The following is a 22,836-nucleotide window of genomic DNA, read 5'->3' on the forward strand; positions in this document are numbered from 1 at the left end:
TTTGGTAAATTATATTCGTTGCAATTGCAACCACATCTCCAACAACGCCATATGCCACAATTTACTCCCTTTAATCCGTGTCAAATGCTCCTCAGGTTTACTTAGTACCTTTTCCACATAAGCAGGATTATATAAGCCGCGTTGTTTAGCTGTTGGTGAGAGTAATAAATCGCGCATCATATCTAAGAATTCGCCGCGCACGAATTTTAAAGCGGGAACAGGGAAATAACCTTTTGGGCGATCAATCACGCTATCTGGTACTCGTCCACGTGCGATTTGCTTTAATACGTATTTGCCGCCATCACGTAGTTTTAATTCGGGGGGCATTTGGGCAGCGAGTTCGACTAAATCCTGATCTAAAAACGGTACACGTGCTTCCAAGCCCCATGCCATCGTCATATTGTCCACGCGCTTGACAGGATCATCGACAATGAAGGTGGTCACATCGGCACGCAATACCGCATCTAAATGCTCATCGGCGTATTCGGTTTCCAACAACTCGCGTACTAATTCACCCGTGTAATCGCGCTCAGTTTGATATTGCGCCTGCAACATTTGATTGAGCTCACCATGTTCACGGTCAAAATAGTAGGGCGCAAAGCGGGCTAAACGATCAGGATTTTGGTCGGCGTGGGTTTGTGGATACCAAAAATAGCCACCGAATACTTCATCCGCGCCCTGTCCTGATTGCACTACTTTGACGTGCTTAGAGACTTGTTCCGACAAGAGATAAAACCCAATGGCATCTTGCCCGAACATGGGTTCCGCCATATTGGCAACCGCTTCGGGCAAGCGCTGTAGGGTTTGTTCATTGGGAATATGGAATTTGTGGTGATTGGGTTTAAAGCGCTCCACCACCGCATCGGAGTATTCGTATTCGCTGCCTTTTTCCTCAGGTTGATCATCAAAACCGATGGTAAAGGTGCGAATATCTTTAATACCAATCTCATCCAACAGCGCGACCAATAGACTCGAATCCAAGCCACCTGACAACAATACACCCACAGGTACATCGGCAATATTATTGCGACGTCGCACCGCCACGCGCAAAGCCTCATGAATAGCATCAATCCATTCTTGCTCAGAGTGGGGTTCGGCGGGACGCTTAGCTACCAAATTCCAATAACACTTTTCTTCCATACGCCCATCACTGTGCAAGGTGAGGGTGTGCGCGGGTTTGAGTTTGCGGATACCCTTTAACACGGTGCGTGGTGCAGGTACGACGGCGTGCAACGTGAATAAATTGTGTAACGCCAATGTATCAAGGCTGGTGTCGATGCCTGAGGTCGCCAATAAAGCTTGAGTATTGGAGGCGAATTTGAACGATTTACCATCGTGCGCGTAGTACAAAGGTTTAATGCCCATGCGGTCACGTGCCACAAACAGGGTTTTCTTGTTCATATCCCACACTGCAAAGGCAAACATGCCTTTTAAGTGTTTGGGCGCGTCCTCGCCCCATTCGGCATAGGCTTTCATAATGGTTTCGGTGTCACCATCCGAGAAAAAATGATAACCCTTCGCTTTGAGTTCGGTGCGTAATTCGGGGTAATTGTAGATCGTGCCATTGAAGACGAGGGCTAGACCCAATTCGGCATCGACCATTGGTTGGCTGGATTTGTGGGAAAGGTCAATAATAGCTAAGCGGCGATGTCCAAAGGCAAGCGCACCATCCGAAAAGCTTCCCGCATGATCGGGACCACGCTTTTCTAGCTTTGCCATCATGGCATTAATGTTTTTTAATTCAGGTACTTGACCATCAAACCGTAGTTCACCGCTGATTCCGCACATGGAGTATCCTTTGTTTTTAGACGCTGCTACTTAGTCTGCCATATCGCAATGTGTAAATCTAAAAGTCTAAGAATAACAAGGGGAAAAAGTTTTGTTGTTGTTAAGCGTAAATCAATGAAATTTGCAACCTGATGATTGTTTATCGTTAATTAACATAACAGCCCACGTCGATTTTTGTGATAAAATTCGTCTAAAGCAGCCAATTATTTCTATAAATCAAATTTTCTAATTAGAACCAGAGTTATGAAGCAACATCACCACGATCAACAACCCAAATCGCGTAGTGAAATTATTACTTTGCTTAGTTTTATGGGTATCTTTCTACTCCTCATGGCGCTAGACATTTTCAATAATTATACTCCCACTAAACTAGCCGCTTTATTCTTTATCCTATGGTGGATGCCCTTAGTATTTGTGCACGAATATGGGCACGCTTTAATGGCAAGGGGCTTTGGTTGGGATATTCAACGCACTGTGATCGGTTTTGGTCGCGTTATTTATGAAGGCAGATTATTTAATGCACCGCTAGAATTACGCTTATTTCCTATTGAGGGTTTTGTCCAGTTTGAACCACGCGCTAATCAAGCCTCGGGTTCATGGAGACAAGCCCTAATCTATTTCGCAGGCCCGGGTATTGAGTTGTTAGTATTTTTTATTTTATTGGCAATCATGGGCGTAGATAATTTCTTTTTTATTGAAGACAATTATAGCAAACTGGCTCTACAAGTCCTTGGCTTTGCTGCTTTAGCAGGCGCTGTTATAAACTTAATTCCGATTGGCGTGACTACTAAAGAAGGCGAAGTACCAAACGACGGTCTAGGTATTTTACTTAGTTTATTCGGATCCAATACTAAATCGAAGTAAACTAACGCCAAGCTTGTAATAAGCCACGCGTCTGTTCCGCAATGGTTGCCATAGGTAGATAAATAATCGTCACCAAAATAATTAATAACAAAATGGAGGCTAGTGTCATTTTAAAGAATGATGATTTTTTCTTTGGCTCAGCCTTAACTTCTATGGGATTCAAACTTAAAGCCGATAAGATGGAATTTTGTTGCTCGAGTAGTAAATTGCCAAACTTTTCATAATAACCCAAACTATTTGCTTGATTCATCTGAGCAATTTCATTGGAATCGTTTAAGGTTGAATGGATATTCGCTAATAAGCTGCGATGTTCACGATTCAAACTATATAACTCCTCTAAGGTTTTGCTGGCTGTTGTATGATCCTGTCTTAGACTATCTAAATTTTGCACAAAAGCCATATTAGCTGCTGCCAAAACATCACTTAAATCTTTCTTCTGCTGCTCGTTAAATGCAGAATGGGTTATTTTATCGACCAAGTCTTCGTAAGATACTTTAAAAGATTCTTTTAGTGATTCCTTAGCAGTTGACAGTTGATCTTTATTTGTTGCCTCTAAAGCTAATAATTGCGCCTTCACTTGATTAACAGCCTGTTCAAGCTGACTATGCGTCTTCGAAGATAAACTATTCTGTTGATCAAGGTTTTGATTAAGTGAGGATAAGACACCGATGAGCAGTAGTTGGATATTTTCTTGCTGTAAATCAGATTTCTTAATTTCTTTACTTTCTTCTGCCAACGCTACTAATAACTCACGAATATCCTTATCTTCTTGAGAGTTAATAAGGGCTTTGGCACGTTCATAAGCCTGCTCTTTCTCAAGAATCACATCAACTTGACGTTGTCTGAGAGCCTCTAATTGCTGGGCAATTTCTTTAGCTAGTGCTTCATTCAACTGAGACATAGGGGCTTTTTCCAATAAGGCTTGGGTAAGTTGATAATAGTAGGCAGCTTGTTGTCGTGGGTTTTGATGTTGATTGGATAAGGTAAAATAAAAATCGGCTAATTGCTTATATTTAGGTATATCACGATATAGCTCATTACTTTCATAAAGCTGATTCAACGTAGCCGCATAAACATCAATTTTTTGTTTTAACTCACTAGTTTCGGACAGATCATTTTTATAAAGCTTTTCATTGGTTATCTGCTGCAAGGCTTGCTTTAACAGGTTAATTTGCTGCTCAGGCTCCTGCGCTAAGCTGATAAGGGCATCATATTTTTTGATTTTTTCGGACAACAACAGCGGATGATAACGACCAATTGCAGCTTTATTATTCGTCTTTAAGGCTTGTGCAAACCGCAATTGCGCAAGTGCCTCTTTATCCCACTCTAGCGCTTTGTGTAGCGCAGACACTTTAAGACTTGGTGAGTTAGTGTGCTCTGCTAGACCCGCTAAGTGCAGATATTTGGCGGTCAACTCAGCGCGCTGCTGTTTTAACGCACTTTCCTCCTGCACAACTTTAACTAAAGCATCTTGTAAAGCTTGATCACTGAGTAAATTATCTGATGCTTTTAAAGTCGAGCTTAGGCTTAAATCATCCTCTAATTCAACCGGCGCCACGCTAATTAAGGGCAAATCACTTTTAATCGTTTTAATGTACTTGTTGATACTGTCTAAACTAGCCGACAGTTTTAAGGCTTGTAGCTCATTGAAAACGCTTTTATACAACACGATAGATTTCAGATAAGTCTGCTGCTCAGCTGTGTTTAATACAACCAGAGCACCTTCCAGACTCAACGGGTCGAGGTTTTCTAGACTAATAAAAGTTTCTTGTTCCTGATCTGCTCGATTTTGTTGTGAGCTTAGTAGGCTAATCACTTGAGTTTGACTGGGGGCATGACGCTTAACACTCATAAGCTGAAAGTTATTGCTAGCTGCTTCAGCCTGAGCACTTAAACTGTCGATAATGGCCATAGGGTCAAGCTGATTCAGACAAGGAAACGCTTGCAGCTCAATAATGCCAAATGCTAATTCACTGTCAGGCAAGCCATACAAGATCTCATCTTTCAAGGTTAAGGTCTGTTGAGTGGCCTGATGAGTCAAATAAATGTTTAGGCCATCACTTGCCATATGCCAGTTTGGTTTAGGCGCAATAGCACTCAGCCATCGTTTCGAGCTGATGAGATAAGCGATGGCGGCTTGCCGATCTGGCTTAATGAGTAGTGCCAGAGCGCTAGTAGCAAGCGTATTAGGCGGCTTAGCTTCCATACTAATCCGCACTAAGCAATTCTCTAACGAGCTAGCAGACATAACTTAGCTTAGCCTTGTTCATAAACAGCTTATATTCCATTCAAGCAGATAGGGTGTAGGAGAATGACGTGGATGTTTATAGTATGGTTATCTATCCTTGTCGTTGAGCAAAATGGTGCTTAAACCTAGCTCTGACAAGGCTTGAAGATAGCATAGCTTGGCAAGAATACCGAATAAAAAATAAGTAAATGCCGCTATTACTCAGATAATGGTGGCTAACGATTTACTATTTTTATGCTAATAAAAAAACCACTTGCTGAGAGTGTTGATAAATCAACAAGTGGAGGGGGGAAAGCTAGAGTGTATAAAACGCAATCTATTGGTTTTATTTTGGTATTATTTTATAACATAATCGCGTAGAACTTCGCTAGCCTAGCAGCACAAAAAATTTTTATATCGGGTAAAAAATTGCTTTAGATGTACTTTAGATGCTTAGAGAGCGTGAGGATTTTTGCAAGTAACACCGCTTCACGCTTAGCTTCTTCACCAGAATTCGTCATAATAAGCTCGGCTTAGCTCATGGGATGGTTCAATAATGCAAAACAATCGTTTATTCAAGCGTCGTGGCATGATCCCGCTTGCCATAGCATTATTGCTTTGGGTAACAGCGTTGTTAGTCACGTCTTTTTATCCACAAGTTTTTCATCCCTTTGCTGAACCTAGTACGCAAGGGGGTTTACATTTCAATGGTTTTTACCGTGAGCTCAATCCTACACAACGTATTGCTCAGTATTTGCGCTTTTCGGCGAATGGTCAGGTGTTAGCTGGTGCGACTGATGTGGGCATTAAGCCTGAAAATATGATGATATGGTTTGATACCACAGCGCACTCGCTGGCACGCGGCACTTACCAACTGAATGAACAAGGCCAGCTAGCGTTTTCAGTATCCGGTTGGAATGGTGTCACGGAATATAAAGGTTTAGCTCAAGACCAAAAGCTTGATGTTGTGTGGCGAAAAGCCGGTAGTGACAAAGATAATGTTAGCAGTTTTGAATTTGTACCCGTTCCATAAGGCAGTAAAACTGCATGATGGTATGACCATTGACTAATGATTAACGCCATTCATTAAAAAAATTAGGCCGCAAGAATCGAGATGAGTGAAGCAGTAGAAAAAAAATCTAAATTGGGTTGGATTGCCGGTTTAAGTGCTATCGCAGCCTTTCTCACCGCACTGGGTGTCAATCAATTTTTCCCTGATTTGGTGAAGCGTTGGACAGCACCGACCAATCATGAATTACAGTTCAATGGTTTTTAGCGCGAAGTGGATGGCAAAGGTGAATCCACCAGCTATTTGCGCTTTTATCCCGATGGGCAGGTCATACAAGGCTCGGTACTAAGCAGTGCTAATGCGGGTGAAGTCGTGAGCTGGTTTGGCAAAAATAGCAATGTGCTCTCCAAAGGAAGCTATGTATTAACGCCCGAAGGTAAGCTCGAGTTCGCTACCCAAAGTATGATGGGAGAAGTAAGTTATCAAGGGTCTGTTGCAGGTAACGCGCTACATCTAAACTCCAAAAGCCGTATCAACGGGCATGAAGCGGAAAAGGATTACGAATTTATGACCGCGCCCGGCATTCAATAATGCAAGGCCATTTGCGCATTGCTCCAATTTAACCAACACTTATTCTTAATTTTAAAAGTTAGTTAAAGCCATGGGATATTTTGTTATTTTTGCGATTTTTGGAACGCTGATTTGGTTTTGGCAAGATAGCTTGCGAGCGCGTGAGCGGGCCGTGCTGGCAGCCGCCCAAGCTTGCCAGCGTATTGGGGCGCAATTACTGGATCAAACCGTCGCTTTACAAAGTTTGCGTCCTGCGCGTGCTGCTTCTGGACGCCTGAATCTGCGCCGCATTTATAATTTTGAATTTAGTTTGGCCGGTTATGAGCGACGCGAAGGGCGAGCCTTTATTTTGGGGCAACGTCTAGAACAAATTCAGTTGGATCAAGCCGATGGCTTGGTGATTGATGTGAAAAGCGCTTGATGCACCTGTATACTGGTATTTTACCCTGATGTTTAGAACTTCATTATGCAAGTAACTCTCGCCAATCCACGCGGCTTTTGCGCTGGTGTCGATCGTGCCATTGAAATTGTCGATCGCGCTTTAGAAGTGCTCGGCGCTCCTATCTATGTGCGCCATGAGGTCGTGCATAACCGTTTTGTCGTTAATAATTTGCGCGATAAAGGAGCGATCTTTGTACAGGAATTGGATGAAGTTCCTGATGGCGCAACCGTCATTTTTAGTGCACATGGCGTGTCGCGTGCGGTACAAGATGAAGCCAAACAGCGCGGTTTAAAAGTTTTCGACGCCACTTGCCCCTTAGTCACTAAAGTGCATGTGGAAGTCACACGTTATAGTCGTGAGGGACGCGAAACCATTCTTATCGGTCATAAAAACCATCCTGAAGTCGAAGGCACGATGGGACAATATGAAATCCAACACGGTGGGCAAATTTATCGCGTGGACTCGCCGGAGGAAGTGAATGCTCTACAAGTGAATAATCCTGCCAAGCTTGCCTTTGTCACGCAAACCACCTTATCGGTAGATGATACATCGATTGTCATTGATGCTTTACGCCACAAGTTCCCAGCGATTATTGGCCCCAAGAAAGATGATATTTGTTATGCCACCCAAAACCGCCAAGATGCTTTGAAACAATTAGCGGAAGATTGCGATTTAATTTTAGTGGTCGGTTCGCCTAACAGTTCCAATTCCAATCGTTTGCGCGAGATGGCAGAAAAACGTAATACCCCCGCTTATTTAATTGATGATGCTAGCGATATTAAGCCTGAATGGCTGCAGGATAAACAACACATTGGCTTGACCGCAGGCGCCTCTGCCCCTGAGGTCTTGGTCGAAGGTGTGATTGAACGCTTAAAATTACTGGGTGTAAATAATGTACAAATTCAAGATTCAGGGATTACCGAGCATGTTGCCTTTGTTTTGCCGCGTGAATTACGGCGTACTGAGTCTTCAAAGCTCAGTGCGCACATGCCAGATGTCGGGAAATAACTCTACATCCAACATGCGCTTCAAATAAGAAACACCACCGGTTCCACCCGTGCCTCGCTTAAAACCAATCACGCGCTCCACGGTAGTGACGTGATTGAAGCGCCAACGCCGGAAATAATCCTCAAAATCAACCAGCTTTTCCGCCATTTGATACAGATTCCAATAACGATTCGGGTCACGATAAATCACAGCCCAAGCGGCACGTACACGCGCATCCGCTTGATGGGGAAGGCTTAAATCACGTTGCAAAATGTCGTCTGGAATGGTGATCCCCCCTTCGTGGACAAGGCGCAGGGCAATATCATACAGGCTAGGATTAGCCAACTCGGCTTCCAGCGCTTGCAGAATGTCAGGCTGATGGGCGTGTGGCCTTAGCATCGCCTGATTGCGATTGCCTAGCATGTATTCAATCATCCGATATTGATAAGACTGAAAACCCGAGCTTTGCCCTAACGCCGTGCGAAACTGCGAGTATTCGCTGGGTGTCATCGTACGCAAGACATCCCACGAATTATTAATCTGCTCAAAAATTCGTGCTACGCGTGTCAGTACTTTGAAGGCTAATTGTAAATCCTGAATCTGTAAGGCGTTACGTGCTGCATTAATTTCATGCACAATGAGCTTCATCCACAACTCAGCGGTCTGATGTTGGATAATGAATAGCATTTCATCATGTGCGGTAGAACGTGGCTGCTGTGCGCTAAGAATGCGGGAAAGTTGTAAGTAATCGCCATAAGACATACGCCCGTCAAAGGTCATCTGCGCACCTTCTTGGGCGGGATCGTAACTGCTTGCCATAAACACATTTCCTGATCATTGTTATACTGCACAAGCCTAACTCGATTCGCTATAAAAAACAGCCATCACACTCAATAAGCCTAGCAAGGAGACCCTCATGGATTGGAATGATGCTTATGCGAATGCACCTTATATCAAAGACGCAGGCAATTACCGTCTCCACTGGGCTGAACAGGCCGCCGCTTTTCGCTTAGCGCAAGGTAGCCATTATCACTTTATGAGCTATGGTGATCATCAGCGTGAGGTATTGGATTTATTTATGCCCATCCATGAGCCTAAAGGACTGGCTGTATTTGTCCATGGCGGCTATTGGTTAGATTTTAATAGCTCCTCTTGGTCGCATTTAGCAGCGGGTGCTTTGATGCAAGGCTGGGCTGTTGCAATGCCCACTTATACCCTCGCTCCCGAAGCCCATATTAAGGACATCACGCAACAAATAGGACGTGCAATCAACTTTGCCGCGAGTAAAGTGATTGGCCCTTTGTGTCTAGCAGGGCATTCCGCCGGTGGGCATCTGGTGACGCGTATGATGTGTGAGGACTCACCCTTAAGCCGAGAAATGCAAACACGCTTGCGCAAAGTCACCTCGATTAGCGGCTTGCACGATCTGCGCCCACTGCTCAACACCAGCATGAATGCTCAATGGCAAATGGATAAAGCCGAAGCATGGCAGGAGAGTCCGGTGCTAAAAGCGCCCTTGGACGATGTGCAATTAACTTGCTGGGTAGGTGCGGATGAACGCCCTGAATTTATACGTCAGAATGATCTACTGGCTAATATGTGGACGAGCTTTGATCTTCCCCTGCAAAATTATCATGCCCCGAATCACCATCATTTTTCAGTCATCAATGACCTGACCGATCCGCAGTCGGCGTTGGTCGAAGCGTTTATCGGTAAAGTAATTTAATAAACAGCGACTGATAGCCGACTCTATTCACAGTTTCCAACAAAAGATTTACCACCAATCTTTCTATAGAGCCTAACGCATGAATTCATTACAAGAAGCCTTTGTATTTTTGACAGCAGGCGTGATTGCTGTTCCGTTAGCGAGCCGATTAGGGCTTGGCTCAGTACTAGGCTATTTAATAGCAGGCGCAGCTATTGGCCCCTTTGCCCTAGGATTAGTGCTAAACGCCGAACATATTATGCACATAGCGGAATTCGGCGTGGTCATCATGTTATTTTTAATCGGTCTTGAGTTACAACCCGCTTTATTATGGCGCTTACGTAAACCCATTTTAGGCTTAGGCAGTATTCAAGTTATTCTTTCCAGCCTAGCTCTTGGGGGAGTTGCCTTAGCCTTTGGCGAAAATTGGCGCGTCAGCTTAACCATCGGCATGATTCTCGCCCTATCGTCTACGGCGATCGCCTTGCAAATTCTTGGTGAGAAAAAATTATTAAACACGGCCATGGGCCAAGATAGTTTTTCAGTGCTCTTATTTCAAGACCTTGCCGTCATTCCCATTATTGCACTACTACCCTTATTAGCCACCCAGCCTATGTTCAATAATACTCCAGCTACAGCTTTTGATCATTTGATGGCATGGCAAAAGACGTTGATGGTTGTTGGAATTATTGGCTGTATTATTTTAGCAGGGCGATTCCTGATGCGACCACTATTTCGTTTTATTGCTGAAAGCCATTTACGCGAGCTTTTTACGGCTGCCGCATTATTAATAGTCGTAGGCATTACTTTACTGATGGATAGCATTGACTTATCACCAGCTATGGGCGCATTTATTGCGGGAGTAGTCTTAGCAGAAAATGAATACCGGCATGAAATCGAAGCTAGTATTGAACCCTTTAAAGGTTTACTACTAGGGTTATTCTTTATTTCTATTGGTGCACAAATCGATTTCGCCCTCATTCTCAAGCAACCGCTTCTGATGGTAGGTCTAGTGTTCGGATTGGTGAGCATTAAGTTTGCGTTATTATTTGGTTTGGCTAAGCTTTTTCGCCTAGGCTTAGGGGATCGCTATTGGTTTGCCTTTAGTCTGGCTCAAGGCGGTGAGTTTGGCTTCGTTCTCTTAGCACTCGCTCATAGCGACCATGTATTAACTAAAACAATGACTGAATTATTGACCGCCACGATTGCACTATCGATGGTAGTGACTCCCATTCTAATTTTACTCAATGAAAAATTACTACAACCACGTCTAAAACAGCAAGAACCTAATAATCCTTATCAAGATGAAATCATGCCCCTACAACATAATCCAGTTATTATTGCGGGTTTTGGGCGTTTCGGTCAGATTGTGGGGCGTTTGATTCATGCTAGTGGTTATCCTGTTACCGTATTGGATAATAATGCGCAGCGTATTGAAATGGTAAGACGTTTTGGTTATAAGATTTTTTATGGGGATGCGACGCGAGAAGATTTATTATTTAGCGCTGGCGCATCACAAGCACAGCTATTAATCATAGCCTTAGATGATCGCACTCAAATCAACAAATTGATTAAAGTGACTAAGCGCCATTATCCTCATTTAAAAGTTTTAGTCCGAGCTTATGATTTAGTGCATTATCAAGAATTAAAGCTTTTGAAGGTGGACTATATTGAGCGGGAATTATTTCAAGGGTCTATTAATCTGGGAAGAACTGCGCTAGAAGCTTTAGGGGTTCCTAGTCATGAAGCGCATACTAAAGCTAATTATTTTGTACAGCATGATCAAAAAACCTCAGATCACTTAGCGGCCTATCCATTTGCCTCGAAAAACTATATTTCAATAGCCCGACGTGCGTATGAGGATTTAGTGCAAACCTTGCAAGCGGATAAGTCAGAAACCAGTGAGCCGCCAAAAACAGAGTCATTCAAAAATTAGCTTGTCAGCACTTTAATGGCATTAATTTTCCCCAATTCTCTGGTCGCACTACTTATCCGTAAGGACAAGCTGCTAGCCACCCAAATCCCTGACAAGATACCGATGATTTCAAACCAGATTCTTAGGTTAGTTTGCTTTGGCCAGCAAAATACGTATGGATTATCCTTTAATCCAAGGTTTGAGATACCAAACCAAACCTAAGAGCGCGGCTAAACCTGCCACGACAACGAATGGTACAAGACCGTGAAAAATTTGCTCCACCTGTTCAAAATGCCCGCCCAGAAAATAGACTCCACCACCCCAAAAGCCAACCCATAATGCGGCGCCTAACAAATTGAACATCAAAAAACGCCACCAAGACATTTTCATACTACCTGCCACCACGCCATTAAGTTGGCGTAGAATCGGGAAAAAGCGTGCAACCACGACAATCCCACCGCCATAACGCTGGAAAAACCCCTCAACCTTTAACAGATGATCAGGCTTTACCCTAAGCTTGTGCAATAAACGCAGCCCACCCCAGCGCCCTAGTAGATAGCCAGTATTGTCCCCTAGCACCGCTGCCGACCACGCGGCCAACAATATAGGGACAATATGCATATCCCCCCGTCCTGCCAATAGGGAAGACGCTACAATCAGGCTTTCACCAGGGGTGGGCATCCCGAAACCCTCGAGGAATACGCTAATAAACAACGCAAAGTAACCGTATTGATCAAGCCAAGGTTGAGCGATAGTGAGGTAATGTTCAAACATAATGGTCGTCTATAAAGATTTTGTATGGGAAAAATTTAGTCATAGGTAATCTGTTTCGTCGCAGCAGATTTCGTAGTTAGCATCAATCACCCGTGGATTGGGGATATGGGTGTGTAGTTCTTCTGGCTATTGCGACTTTCTATTTATCCACAGCATACCATGTAGTTCAATTTTCAAGCTTTACTTATGTCCAGCCAACGTTAGGCATTAGAAGTAATCGTTCAGCCTCGTTTCTCTTAAACTTGCTTTTTCCCAGTCGCTAGTCAATCCGCCTTTCATTCTACTTTTTATACCTTTCATCTGGAAAAACGAACAAAATACGAATTAAGCGCAAAATTTTTTGATTGGAAAGGTTCGTATTTTGTTCGTATAGTAGGAACATGTTTAGCGAACCACTTAGATGAAGTCGCAATAACATCCTCAAACACCTTACTTAATTGCATAGACATGCCCCTAAACCTCACCTACCAACGTGAGGTTATGTTACCGGCGGCGTTTAAGGCGTCGCCGTTTTTTTGCTTGTTGCTGGATGAAGGGGTGTATTAGCAGTTTGTATTCTTATCGCGTTTTGCCTTGTCTTAGGAGAGATAATATGAATAAAGTAACTAACCCTTCTATCCAACCCACAAAAACCTTAACTAAAACCACAACGCGCACCCCAACACAACGGCATCACACCCTAACACGCCCCAGCGCTAATCAGCGTGTGACACCGATTGCACAAGCAACTACTAACTTATCCCGTAAAACCCCGATTGGACAAACCCATCATGGCGTTGTTAATCGTTCCAGCTCACCTAGTTTACAAGCAGCCACAGCACTGCATAGTGCAGGTGGGATTGGTTTTACCAGTGCAACTTTACAGGATGAGCCATTGCACTGGTTTCAACAGTTTCAAGTAGCATGGCCGATCTTACGTAGCATTTTAGTGGTCTGGGCCAGTGCTGTATGGATTTTATTAGTGATGTTGCCCGGGATGGAACAAATCAGCGGTCTTTCCTCGGCTATGTTACACCTCCCCAGTGTATTCATTGGCTTAGGCTTATTAGTGTCATTGTTTGTTGCTTATAAACTTGAACTGGATGGTCATTTTCTTTGGTTTCTTGGCGCGCTCTTACTGTTAGCGGGCTGGATGTAAGTGCCAAGCACTGATAAAGGATGAGCAATAATGGACGATCAGGCTATGAAAACCAGCTTCGACCGGCCAGCTTTCTTAGCTAGCCAAAAGTCCTTGTACGACTTATTAAAAGATTATCAAAATGCTCAAACTTGGCTCATGATTGCTGCGGTAGCTGCGTTCTTAGCCTCCGCTTTCTTTGTGGTCAAATACTTTGCAGGTGGCAATTTAGAACCCGAAACATGGACCTCGGAACAATGGCTAAATGCAAGCGTTGGCTTAGGCATTACCGCTGTGATCACCGCTGCACAAGCCTTTTTATATCAATCTGGCTATAAAGGCCCAGCCGTCGTCGTAGCCACCGCCATTGTGGTATTTTTCGGAATTTTTTCGGAAATCTCCCAATCCATGGAACGCGAAGATGCGACCGTGCGTCATCGTTCGGAAAATTCTGCGGTCTTCCAAGCCGCTGTTAATAGTATTAGCCAAGTGGCTGGCGCAGCCTCAAACTTGTCTAGTGAACAAAAAGCTTATGCTGATGCTCAAGCCCAGCTCGCCTATTGGAAAAACCTTCAAGAACAAAAACATGCCAATCACCATGCAGTAAAATACTCGCAGCGTACCATTGACCGACAAATTGCAGACTACCAACGTCTTGTTGAGGTTTATGCGCATCAAGTGAGTCAGCAAGGCCAAAATCGCTCCATTATTCTCAATAGTGCTATTGCACAAGCCAAATCCTTGGAATATGACGAAGACAAACACTACGCCATGATTCGCCTGATTAAAGAATTTTTAGGCATTACCGGCATTTGGGCCTCGTTTCTTTTTTCACTGATTATTATTGGAACCTTTGAGTACGCCTTTCATTTTGTCGGCGCTTATGTCGCTGATCACAAAGCTGCTCTACGTTTATTAGGGCGCGACACGCAAGGCCAATTGATTCATCCAGAGTGGTTAAAAACGCCTGAATCCTTGTCTATGGAACAACAGTTTCAGCAGCCCTTAAGTGCTGAAACAGTCCCCGACAGAGCAGAGCCATTGAATAATGAAAATGCTGCTTCAAACTTAGCACCCACTCAGCCGAATATGAGCTTTCAACAAGCGCCCGCAGCACCTAGCTTAAATACCACAGTTTTACCCACCCACTACTCGGATAAGGTGCATGACCTAACCCAGAAACGCTTCTTTCAAATTATCTATAGTGATATTCGTCATCAGATCATGCGCGGCAAGCTAAAACCAACAGTACGCCCTGTCACCGATGCAGTCACCCTTATTATTCGTGAAAAAGGTGCTGCACTGGGTATTCAAGCCTCCACAATAGGGAAGCCCGAAAAGCAAAAAATGGCTGAGTCGATCTTGGAACAATTAGCCAGTGAGACAGTCATACAATTGAATGCAGACGGTGGGATGGGAAAACCCAAGTATGTTTTGGCAGAGCGTTTTTTAAATAGCTAAAATTTAGTAAATATCCTTGGTTATCCTATTTTTAACCTAAAATTTTGGTTTTTTCGCCAAAAATCCGCTTTGTTGTGGTTAATATCTATTCGCTGACAGCATTCGGTGGCAGAATCGGCTATAACTAAAGCTACAGCTTTTAAGGGCTTAGCAAGAATCAACTTGCCATTATAATCATTACCTAGCAACCAAACGAAGCGACCGAATATGTTTAAACGAATACTGCTGATGATGCTACTAGGGCTAGCATTATCGATGCCGTTGACCGCAGCGCCCACTTCATCCACTTATGGGCCAGTCACTGCTAATGAAACGTTGTGGAGTGTGGCTGCAAAATTAAATCCTGATCCTAGTATCAGTGTCGAGCAAACGATGCTCGCACTGTATAACTACAATCCTCATGCTTTTAATAGCCGTAATATCAATACTTTGCAGAAAGGCGCTTATCTGACCTTGCCTAGTATTGACGATATTAAGCGTTATAACCGTAATGCGACGCTACGCGATATTGCTCAGCAAAACCGTGCTTGGCGTCGCGGTTTACGCAATCATCGCAATCCCTATCGTCCGGCAGGCTTAAGCGCTGGTGTGGCTGACCCGAATGCTAAAGCTACCGTTGCACCTAGTAGCACCTTAGTGACGAATAATGAACCCAGTAGCACAGAATTACAGAGCAAGGTTAATGAGCTGCAAACACAACTCAAGCAGACTCAACAACAAAATGCTGAATTAACCGCGCAATTAAAAGTTCTGCAAAGTAAACCAACAGCCCCAGCGAGTAATGAAAATGCGCAGATTCAAGAGCAAATTAATGCCTTACGTTCTGAACTGACCGAGCTAAAGACGATTCTTGAGCAAAAAGATAATCATATCAAAACCTTACAGGCTGCTTTGAAAAGTGCGAGCGAGGCGATTAAATCGCAACATGCTGATAATATGCGCTTATATGAGAAGCTAAAAGAACTGAGTCCTGCGAGTGTGGCGAGCGCTAAGCCACAGGCATCTGGTCAGGCTGTCTTAAAATTAGCAGAAGTAGAAACGCAACAAGTGCCTAGCGAAACGGTTACGATACCTCCCGCTGTAGCACCCGCGAATAAAGCAGAAACGACTGTAACCACGACAGTCCCACAAGCGAGTAACGCTCAAGCAGAAACAGGGAAAACAGCAACACCGCCCGCCCCCCCTGGTCCAGTTAGTGTTTGGATGGAAGATGGCAAACCGACTACAAATACGCCCACTGAAGCCATTACACCAATTAAGCCTGTACTAGGTACTGATAGCAAACAAGCCAGCAATGCGGTACGCGAAAGCTCTGGTGTTCCTATTACGCAAATGATGGCAAGCCCTCAAAGCATCACTAACTCCACTGCATCACAGCCAAGCTCTCGTTCTAGCATTTCTCCCATTACTTGGCTAATTGCTTTGGCTTCACTGCTATTTATTATTTCCTTGGTGTGGCGCGCTCATCAACGTCAACGTGAACTACAACGTTTGGAAGAAGAAGAAAAGCGTATTGCTGAGCGTATGCGTCGCCGCTTGGAAGAATTGAAGCCTGTTCCGGAAAAGCCGCAGACCTTAACAAAAATTGAGCCAGCGATTCATGCGGCAAATGAATCCACGCCACCCGCAGTAGAAACACCCAAAGCGGATGAATTGGGACGCCCTGAGACTAAACCGGCTAGTGCTTAAGACTCATCGCTAAAAATAAAAGGCGGTTTTTTTAACCGCCTTTTTTATTGCAACACAAATCATAGTCACAAGGTTTTATACACATTTTGCATAAATGCTTGAACTTTCATCGGGTCTTTAATCCCTGGACTTGCTTCCACACCCGTACTCACATCGACCGCGTAAACACCGGTCGTCAGAATGGCTTCTTGCACATTGTCAGGCTTAAGGCCACCCGCTAAAATCAACGGGCGCATAGTGTGTTTAGGTAAGGTTTGCCAATCGAAGGTTTTGCCGGTACCACCTGCCGCGCCGGGCGCATGACTATCTACCAAAAACGCCTGCGCTTGCGGATATTGGGCCATATAGCTTGCCAAAGCATCAGCGTCAGTCATACCTAACATACCCAGCGCTTTGAGATAAGGTTTATTAAATTGCTCACAAAACTCAGCCGTTTCTGAACCGTGAAATTGCAACAGATTTAAAGGAACTTGTGCTAACACGCTTCGCACAACATCAGCCTCAGCATCCAAAAATAAACCCACACTGGCTACAAACGGCGGCAACGATTTTGCAATCAAAGCCGCCCGCTCAGGTGTTACATAACGCGAACTTTTGCTATAAAACACTAAGCCAATCGCATCAGCACCCGCTGCACTAATTATCTGTGCATCGGAAACGGAAGTCACACCGCAAACCTTTACCCGACAGCGTTGCCTCACTGCCCCGCTCCTAATAAAGCTTGTTTTAAATTGCCTTGTACCGGTCGTGCACCTAGCCAAATGCTATAAAGTGAACTTTTAAAATCGGCGCCCGCAATAGTCGCAGCCGGTTTACCGTTTTTTACCACGATAACATTGGTGGGCTTATACACGAGGTCGTAAATATCGCCTTGCTTAATCGGTGTTTTGAACACAGCAATCAATTGCTCAATACGTGGCTGCAAAGCGCTTGCCTGATTACCTGCTGATAACTTAAAACCTTCGCGCACGGCCTCTTCCATTTTTTCGCTCGTAATCATGCCCGAGGTAATATGCAAACGAATCGCCATCGGATCGTTGCTTTTTAAAATGGCATTGGCATCGGTACTAGGGGCTGTTAGGTATAATCCAGCCGTATATAAGTTAAACAGTAATTTGGTACGGACGCCCTTACCGTTAAGGCTTAAATTCTGCCCAGCAAAGGCTTGTTGCGCGGGAAAAGCATCCGCCGCATAACTACCTAATGGCATGAATAAACAAGCTAATACTAAACCTGCTGACCAACGTTTGATGACTTTATACATAGGGGTCTCCTCTCTATTGGTGTAATTGCCCAAACCATGTATAACATGCCTGTATCAAGCTCGGCTAGTGGATTCTAGCAAGCGATTACGCCAATTTTTCTGATAAGGTGTAACCCTGAATAATTTCTACCCCTTGCTTAAGCAATTGGTCAATTTCTAGATAGACAAAACGTGCCAATAACGTTTCTTTTAGGCCGGAAGAGCGTTTGATAGCTTCACGCTCTGTGATAATGAAGCTTTCAACAATCAAACTGGTAACAACTACTTGCAACTTTTGCAATACATTCAAAAGCGCTTGTGCTTCTTGGGATGGCAATTCTTGGAAGATACGCTCACTTAAAAAAGTCAGCATCCAACCCCACATGCTCAGAAAAGCCGAATTGGCAATTTCATGTTTCACATGCACTATACCGACAAAGGTCTGCCAGTTCCAATAGTCTCTATCAAAATTGCCACCAATGGTGACGCGATACCATTGCCTTAAGGAATGCTCACGCTGCTTACGTTCTTCTAGCTTTAACTTCATGCGCATCACTGGCTCTTGATACAAGGTGTCATAAAACCCTTTAATCAATTCTGCTTCATGCTTTTCAAAAAAGCTTCGGTGAGCGCGAATTAGTTGCGCATCTGCCACGGTGGGAAACATAACTTGAGGTATTTTTTCGAGTATATGCGTGGTTAACTCATCTAAATTCATGGAATAAATTCTGCATAAAAAAGTCCGAATTGAGCTATAGCTTGGCTCAGACTTTAGATTAAAAATCAACCAATGCCAATATTTATTTGATAAAAATCACCAAGCCACGCACTATCCTGCTAATTTCCTTACTATTAGACACGAAGCGCCTTAAGAGTCATTATGTAAATTCAGCTCTACTTGGGAGAAGATGAGATGGCCGATATACTGACTTGGCAGGATGTATTGAACTATGCACGTCATGCTAATCCAGAGCCTGAGCGGCGCGTTGAAAAGACCGATGCTGCATGGAAAGAAGTGTTAGCCCCAGATGTGTATCAAGTCACTCGCCAACAAGCGACTGAGCGACCGTTTAGCTCTACTATGTGCAGTTTGTTTGAAGCAGGACAATACGAATGCGCGGCCTGTGGCAATTTATTATTTGATGCGCGTGAAAAATTCGATTCTGGGACAGGTTGGCCATCCTTTACCCAACCCGTGAAAATCAATGCGATTGCTTATCGTGAGGACAAATCACATGGTATGCAACGTATTGAAACCATCTGCAATGTATGCGATTCGCATTTGGGCCATGTGTTTCCTGATGGCCCAGCACCTAGCGGTTTGCGCTATTGCATGAATGCGTTAGCGCTTAAAAAAGTGAAGACCTAAGCTTATTTTTGCAAGGTCAACTGCGCCTCAACTTCTATGGGGCGCGAATCCCGCAATAAACTTAGCTTCACTGTATCATTTAATTGGTAGCCATCTAGAATAGTAATTAAGTCACTGCTCTTAGTAATAGGTTTGCCATCAATCGCTTGAATAAAATCGCCTAATACGAGTTCTTCGTTTTGAGTCAGTGCTGTACCGCGCAGACCGGCTTTAGCCGCAGGTGAATTCGGCGCGACATCCAATACTAAAACCCCTTTGACGCCTAGACGTTCACTGACACGCGTGCTCACATCATCATTCATGGTAATGCCTAAAATCGGGCGTACATAGTGTCCATTTTGAATCAATTGGGGCACAACGCGGTTCACCGTATCAATCGGAATCGCAAAACCAATGCCGGCTGAAGCACCCGAGGGACTATAAATAGCAGCGTTTACCCCAATCACACGCCCCGAACTATCGAGTAAAGGACCACCAGAATTACCCGGATTAATAGAAGCGTCGGTTTGAATTAAATCAGCCATGCTACTAGAACCTTCCGCTTCAATACTGCGCCCTAACGCAGACAGAATGCCCGTTGTTAAGGTGTGGTCTAAACCAAAAGGATTACCAATCGCCAATACGGTCTGACCTACTTTGAGCTCACGGCTACTGCCAATTTGGACAGGCGGGGGAATATCTTTACGTTCGCGAATTTTTAAAACGGCTAAGTCATGTTGTGCACTCACTCCCACTACATCGGCCGTAAAAATACGCTGATCGGATAGACGAACTTTGGCGGATTTAAAACCTTCAACCACATGATTATTGGTAACGATATGGCCTTGTTTATCCCAAATAAAACCGGTTCCCGTACCACTAGGTTGCTCGATGACATCACGTGTCCAGCGATTAACGACACGCTGCGTGGTTGTGATATAAACCACAGAAGGGCTATTACGCTCAAAAATATCAATAATACGCTGTTCTTCTGAACTGAATCCTAGTGACTTGCCAACCGTGCGAGGCTGAGCAGCTTCCCCTTCGGCTCGATTATTCCAAATCGCTACGGCGGCTATGACTAGAGAAGCGCCAATCAGCAGCCACAGTATATTCTTGACCATCGGATTCACTTGCATATCACACTCACTTTGGATCGCGCAGGGATGGCGCTTAGTCTATTTTGAATAGGGTTAGTTTAGTACTCAGTAAGTCACTTTGATTATCATCGCTGACCATCAAGTATAAATTATCTTTAATATGTGTCAGACCTTCGAAATTATCAATGGATAGAAGGCCAGAAAAAACAGCTAAGTTTTGTACAGCACAAGGGGTCTTGGGTTTGCAATTCAAAATATCCACTCGCCTTAAACTAATGACAAAAGGATTCGGAAACCCCGCCCATGCTCGCTCTAATACTAAGAGGCTCTGATCTGGCAAGACTTCCAAGGCCGTAATCGAACTTTTGGCAGAGGGATAAGCGGGAAATGACCAAGTACGGGTTGGGGAATAAATCGTATGCATCGTTTCCGCTTGGGTTTTTAATGACATTTCGGGCGCGGTCAACAGTCCAAGACGCGGATGAAAAATGACTGATTCCAACATGTCATTGCCACTACGATACAATTTGCGATTTTTTAGCAAGGGATTCAGTGGGTCTTCCCCGATTTGGCGCGCTTTTGTGTCAGTCCGCACTAAGCGCGGAATGCCTTCCATAGCAACTACCAACTGCGAATCGCCCTTACGTCCATTTTGATCATTCAATACCGTCAAACCCTCCGCATCACGTGGCTTAAGGGGCTTAGCTTTTCCATCGACTAAAGGGAAGGCTGCGATAGGTTTGACGTTCAAATTATTATTTTTAATGGATAATTTAAAGTGAAACAAAATGCCTTTATCCGAAATCGCATACAGAACTTGCTCATCTGCATCCCATGCTAAATCGGAAAGCTCGGTGATGACTTGCTGATTCAGCGTATCGCGTGCTAGGGTGATTTGATCCAAAATAGTCAGTTGGTAAGCACTATCTTCTGCTTTTAAAGACGGTGCGGAACAAGCTGACAACAGTAAAGCAAGCAGCGCAGCACGCACTCCGCTACGTTTATTTATTTTTATAATCATGAATCCAGCTTCAATTAAAAAAGTTAGCTAAATACTGCCTAAGCGCCGCGTCACTGACAAGTTACTGCTGCATTAAGATATGACTGAGCCAATCGGTACTACTGGTTTGAAGTATACTCAATAGACCCTGTGGATAAAAACCCCAGACTAAAATAGGCACGCCTAATAACCATAAAGCCGCTAGCTCGCGTGGTTTTAAATCCACCGACTGTGCCACCGCTGCATGGCGAACCGCCCCTAAGAAACTCTGTCGGTAGCTACTTAAAAAATAAGCTGCAGTAATAATCATGGCCGCTAACGACAACAAACCTGCCCCCAGATGCGTTTCCGCAATGCCCATGATCAGCAAAAACTCAGCTGGAAAACCACTGGTGAGTGGTAAACCAATACTCGCTACACCGAAGAAGAAAAATAAACTGGCGAGTAAGGGCATGGAGCTTGCTATACCCCCTAAATTTAAAAATTCTGTTGATCCTAAACGTTGGTGGACAAAAGCCAAGATTAAGAATAAGCCGCTAGCGATTAAGGAAAAGTTGAGTAGTTGAAAAATAGCGCCTTGAATACCCGCATGCGTTAAACTAGCCACCCCTAATACCACTAAACCGACATGGCTTAAGCTGGAATAGGCTAACATACGGCGCAAGTTGGTTTGGCTCAAGGCAGCTAAAGCGCCATATAACACGCTAAGCATTCCCATACCGACTAAAAGCCATTGGTAATCTTGAGCAGCGCTAGGCGCTAGCGGTAAGGCAAAGCGGATTAATCCATAGACGCCTACCTTCAAACCCACAACGGTGGCAACCACACTAGCAGGCCCTTCTTGCGCCAAAACAGGCAGCCAAGCATGAAATGGTACCGTCGGGAGTTTCAGGGCAAAACCAAATAGCAATAGGAAAAAGATAGCCGTTTCATACTGAAAATTAGGCTGATGTACCACTTGCAGTAAGAGCGTGTAATCAAAGCCAATCCCTTCGGGAGCTTGTACGGCCAGTGCAATAAAGGCTAGCAAAATTGCAGCGCCCCCTGACATCATGAATAAGGTATATTTCACCGCTGCATGACGGCGATTGGGGCCAGCGCCCCATAAGCTAACTAAGAAAAATAAAGGTAGTAAACTCAACTCCCAACATAGAAAAAATAGCGCAGTGTCCAATGCACTAAAAATTCCTATTAGGCAGGCTTCAAATAATAAAAGCAGTGAAAAGAATAAGTTGGGCAGAAAACGCATCGCGTTCCAACTACTGATAATCACCGCCATAAATAATAAAGTTGTAACTGGCAACAATAATAAAGAAAGCCCGTCAACACCGAGCAAATACTCAATATGTAGGCTAGGAATCCATGGACTGCGTTCCACAAACTGGAAGCCACTTTGTTGGGGGTCAAATTGAAAGACTATCCAAAGGCTAACTGTAAAAGCAGCTATGGCGGTGGTTAAACTCGTCCAGCGTGCTTCGCGTGCAGGCATGAGAAGTGTAATGCCTGCGCCTAAAGGCAATAGCAATAATAATAAACTCAACCAAGGAAAATCTGCTTGCAATAAGGGCACCGTGACAGCCACTAATTCATTCATCGT

At 44.2% G+C, this 22,836-nt stretch carries 22 protein-coding genes; 12 read left to right on the plus strand and 10 right to left on the minus strand.

Annotated elements, in window-relative coordinates:
* Nucleotides 1-9 precede the first annotated feature (9 nt).
* Nucleotides 10-1,788 (minus strand): N-acetylglutaminylglutamine amidotransferase, encoded by a 1,779-nt coding sequence (locus A3IE_RS0100530; RefSeq protein ID WP_020393611.1) that lies wholly within the window; start codon nucleotides 1,786-1,788, stop codon nucleotides 10-12.
* A 243-nt stretch (nucleotides 1,789-2,031) separates the two neighbouring features.
* Here A3IE_RS0100530 and A3IE_RS0100535 point away from each other — a divergent pair, with 243 nt between their 5' ends.
* The gene (locus A3IE_RS0100535; protein ID WP_020393612.1) at nucleotides 2,032-2,652 is read left to right on the plus strand and encodes a site-2 protease family protein; all 621 of its coding nucleotides are present in this window, start codon (nucleotides 2,032-2,034) and stop codon (nucleotides 2,650-2,652) included.
* Between the two features lies 1 nt (nucleotide 2,653).
* On the opposite strand, the gene A3IE_RS0100540 is transcribed toward A3IE_RS0100535, so the two are convergent.
* On the minus strand, nucleotides 2,654-4,900 hold the full coding sequence (locus A3IE_RS0100540) for a hypothetical protein (RefSeq protein ID WP_020393613.1): 2,247 nt from the start codon (nucleotides 4,898-4,900) through the stop codon (nucleotides 2,654-2,656).
* Between the two features lie 535 nt (nucleotides 4,901-5,435).
* Here A3IE_RS0100540 and A3IE_RS0100545 point away from each other — a divergent pair.
* The 5 genes from A3IE_RS0100545 to ispH all read left to right on the plus strand — a co-directional run bounded on the left by A3IE_RS0100545 (nucleotide 5,436) and on the right by ispH (nucleotide 7,908).
* Nucleotides 5,436-5,912, plus strand: coding sequence for a hypothetical protein (locus A3IE_RS0100545; RefSeq protein ID WP_020393614.1), 477 nt, complete (start codon nucleotides 5,436-5,438; stop codon nucleotides 5,910-5,912).
* 81 nt (nucleotides 5,913-5,993) lie between these two features.
* Entirely contained in the window at nucleotides 5,994-6,155 is a 162-nt protein-coding gene (locus A3IE_RS22795) for a hypothetical protein (protein ID WP_020393615.1), read from the plus strand.
* Between the two features lie 6 nt (nucleotides 6,156-6,161).
* Nucleotides 6,162-6,479 carry a hypothetical protein gene (locus A3IE_RS0100555; protein WP_020393616.1) on the plus strand — a complete coding sequence of 106 codons (318 nt, stop codon included), beginning with the start codon at nucleotides 6,162-6,164 and terminating at the stop codon, nucleotides 6,477-6,479.
* Nucleotides 6,480-6,549: 70 nt separating this feature from the next.
* Entirely contained in the window at nucleotides 6,550-6,879 is a 330-nt protein-coding gene (locus tag A3IE_RS0100560; RefSeq protein WP_020393617.1) for a DUF3301 domain-containing protein, read from the plus strand.
* Nucleotides 6,880-6,924: 45 nt separating this feature from the next.
* Entirely contained in the window at nucleotides 6,925-7,908 is a 984-nt protein-coding gene (gene ispH, locus A3IE_RS19525; RefSeq protein WP_020393618.1) for a 4-hydroxy-3-methylbut-2-enyl diphosphate reductase, read from the plus strand.
* Here the strand turns inward: ispH and kynA are convergent.
* Nucleotides 7,870-8,706: a tryptophan 2,3-dioxygenase gene (gene kynA, locus A3IE_RS0100570; protein WP_020393619.1), complete on the minus strand. Its 837-nt coding sequence runs from the start codon at nucleotides 8,704-8,706 to the stop codon at nucleotides 7,870-7,872. The genes ispH and kynA overlap by 39 nt on opposite strands.
* 97 nt (nucleotides 8,707-8,803) lie before the next feature.
* Here kynA and A3IE_RS0100575 point away from each other — a divergent pair, with 97 nt between their 5' ends.
* Nucleotides 8,804-9,613: an alpha/beta hydrolase gene (locus A3IE_RS0100575; RefSeq protein WP_020393620.1), complete on the plus strand. Its 810-nt coding sequence runs from the start codon at nucleotides 8,804-8,806 to the stop codon at nucleotides 9,611-9,613.
* A 79-nt stretch (nucleotides 9,614-9,692) separates the two neighbouring features.
* Nucleotides 9,693-11,528 (plus strand): monovalent cation:proton antiporter-2 (CPA2) family protein, encoded by a 1,836-nt coding sequence (locus tag A3IE_RS0100580; protein WP_020393621.1) that lies wholly within the window; start codon nucleotides 9,693-9,695, stop codon nucleotides 11,526-11,528.
* 159 nt (nucleotides 11,529-11,687) lie between these two features.
* Here the strand turns inward: A3IE_RS0100580 and A3IE_RS0100585 are convergent, their stop codons facing one another.
* Entirely contained in the window at nucleotides 11,688-12,281 is a 594-nt protein-coding gene (locus A3IE_RS0100585) for a DedA family protein (protein ID WP_020393622.1), read from the minus strand.
* Between the two features lie 592 nt (nucleotides 12,282-12,873).
* Here A3IE_RS0100585 and A3IE_RS0100590 point away from each other — a divergent pair.
* The 3 genes from A3IE_RS0100590 to A3IE_RS0100600 all read left to right on the plus strand — a co-directional run bounded on the left by A3IE_RS0100590 (nucleotide 12,874) and on the right by A3IE_RS0100600 (nucleotide 16,548).
* Entirely contained in the window at nucleotides 12,874-13,419 is a 546-nt protein-coding gene (locus A3IE_RS0100590) for a hypothetical protein (protein ID WP_020393623.1), read from the plus strand.
* 30 nt (nucleotides 13,420-13,449) lie between these two features.
* Nucleotides 13,450-14,859, plus strand: coding sequence for a hypothetical protein (locus A3IE_RS0100595; protein ID WP_020393624.1), 1,410 nt, complete (start codon nucleotides 13,450-13,452; stop codon nucleotides 14,857-14,859).
* Nucleotides 14,860-15,066: 207 nt separating this feature from the next.
* Nucleotides 15,067-16,548, plus strand: coding sequence for a FimV/HubP family polar landmark protein (locus A3IE_RS0100600; RefSeq protein ID WP_083900557.1), 1,482 nt, complete (start codon nucleotides 15,067-15,069; stop codon nucleotides 16,546-16,548).
* A 65-nt stretch (nucleotides 16,549-16,613) separates the two neighbouring features.
* On the opposite strand, the gene A3IE_RS0100605 is transcribed toward A3IE_RS0100600, so the two are convergent.
* From A3IE_RS0100605 to A3IE_RS0100615, 3 genes are all read right to left on the minus strand, one after another.
* Entirely contained in the window at nucleotides 16,614-17,249 is a 636-nt protein-coding gene (locus tag A3IE_RS0100605) for a phosphoribosylanthranilate isomerase (protein ID WP_033406106.1), read from the minus strand.
* The gene (locus A3IE_RS0100610) at nucleotides 17,246-17,812 is read right to left on the minus strand and encodes a chalcone isomerase family protein (protein WP_020393627.1); all 567 of its coding nucleotides are present in this window, start codon (nucleotides 17,810-17,812) and stop codon (nucleotides 17,246-17,248) included. The genes A3IE_RS0100605 and A3IE_RS0100610 overlap by 4 nt, the downstream gene beginning before the upstream one ends.
* 85 nt (nucleotides 17,813-17,897) lie before the next feature.
* Nucleotides 17,898-18,509, minus strand: coding sequence for a protoglobin domain-containing protein (locus A3IE_RS0100615; protein WP_020393628.1), 612 nt, complete (start codon nucleotides 18,507-18,509; stop codon nucleotides 17,898-17,900).
* A gap of 195 nt (nucleotides 18,510-18,704) precedes the next feature.
* Here A3IE_RS0100615 and msrB point away from each other — a divergent pair, with 195 nt between their 5' ends.
* Nucleotides 18,705-19,160 (plus strand): peptide-methionine (R)-S-oxide reductase MsrB, encoded by a 456-nt coding sequence (msrB, locus tag A3IE_RS0100620; protein WP_020393629.1) that lies wholly within the window; start codon nucleotides 18,705-18,707, stop codon nucleotides 19,158-19,160.
* Between the two features lie 2 nt (nucleotides 19,161-19,162).
* Here msrB and A3IE_RS0100625 read toward each other — a convergent pair whose 3' ends face one another.
* The 3 genes from A3IE_RS0100625 to A3IE_RS0100635 all read right to left on the minus strand — a co-directional run bounded on the left by A3IE_RS0100625 (nucleotide 19,163) and on the right by A3IE_RS0100635 (nucleotide 22,833).
* Nucleotides 19,163-20,278, minus strand: a complete 1,116-nt coding sequence (locus A3IE_RS0100625) for a S1C family serine protease (RefSeq protein ID WP_020393630.1) — start codon at nucleotides 20,276-20,278, stop codon at nucleotides 19,163-19,165.
* A 34-nt stretch (nucleotides 20,279-20,312) separates the two neighbouring features.
* Nucleotides 20,313-21,260 carry an esterase-like activity of phytase family protein gene (locus A3IE_RS0100630; protein ID WP_020393631.1) on the minus strand — a complete coding sequence of 316 codons (948 nt, stop codon included), beginning with the start codon at nucleotides 21,258-21,260 and terminating at the stop codon, nucleotides 20,313-20,315.
* Between the two features lie 61 nt (nucleotides 21,261-21,321).
* Nucleotides 21,322-22,833: a complex I subunit 4 family protein gene (locus A3IE_RS0100635; protein WP_020393632.1), complete on the minus strand. Its 1,512-nt coding sequence runs from the start codon at nucleotides 22,831-22,833 to the stop codon at nucleotides 21,322-21,324.
* Nucleotides 22,834-22,836 lie beyond the last annotated feature (3 nt).

This window comes from Thiolinea disciformis DSM 14473, assembly GCF_000371925.1.
Lineage (GTDB): Bacteria > Pseudomonadota > Gammaproteobacteria > Thiotrichales > Thiotrichaceae > Thiolinea > Thiolinea disciformis.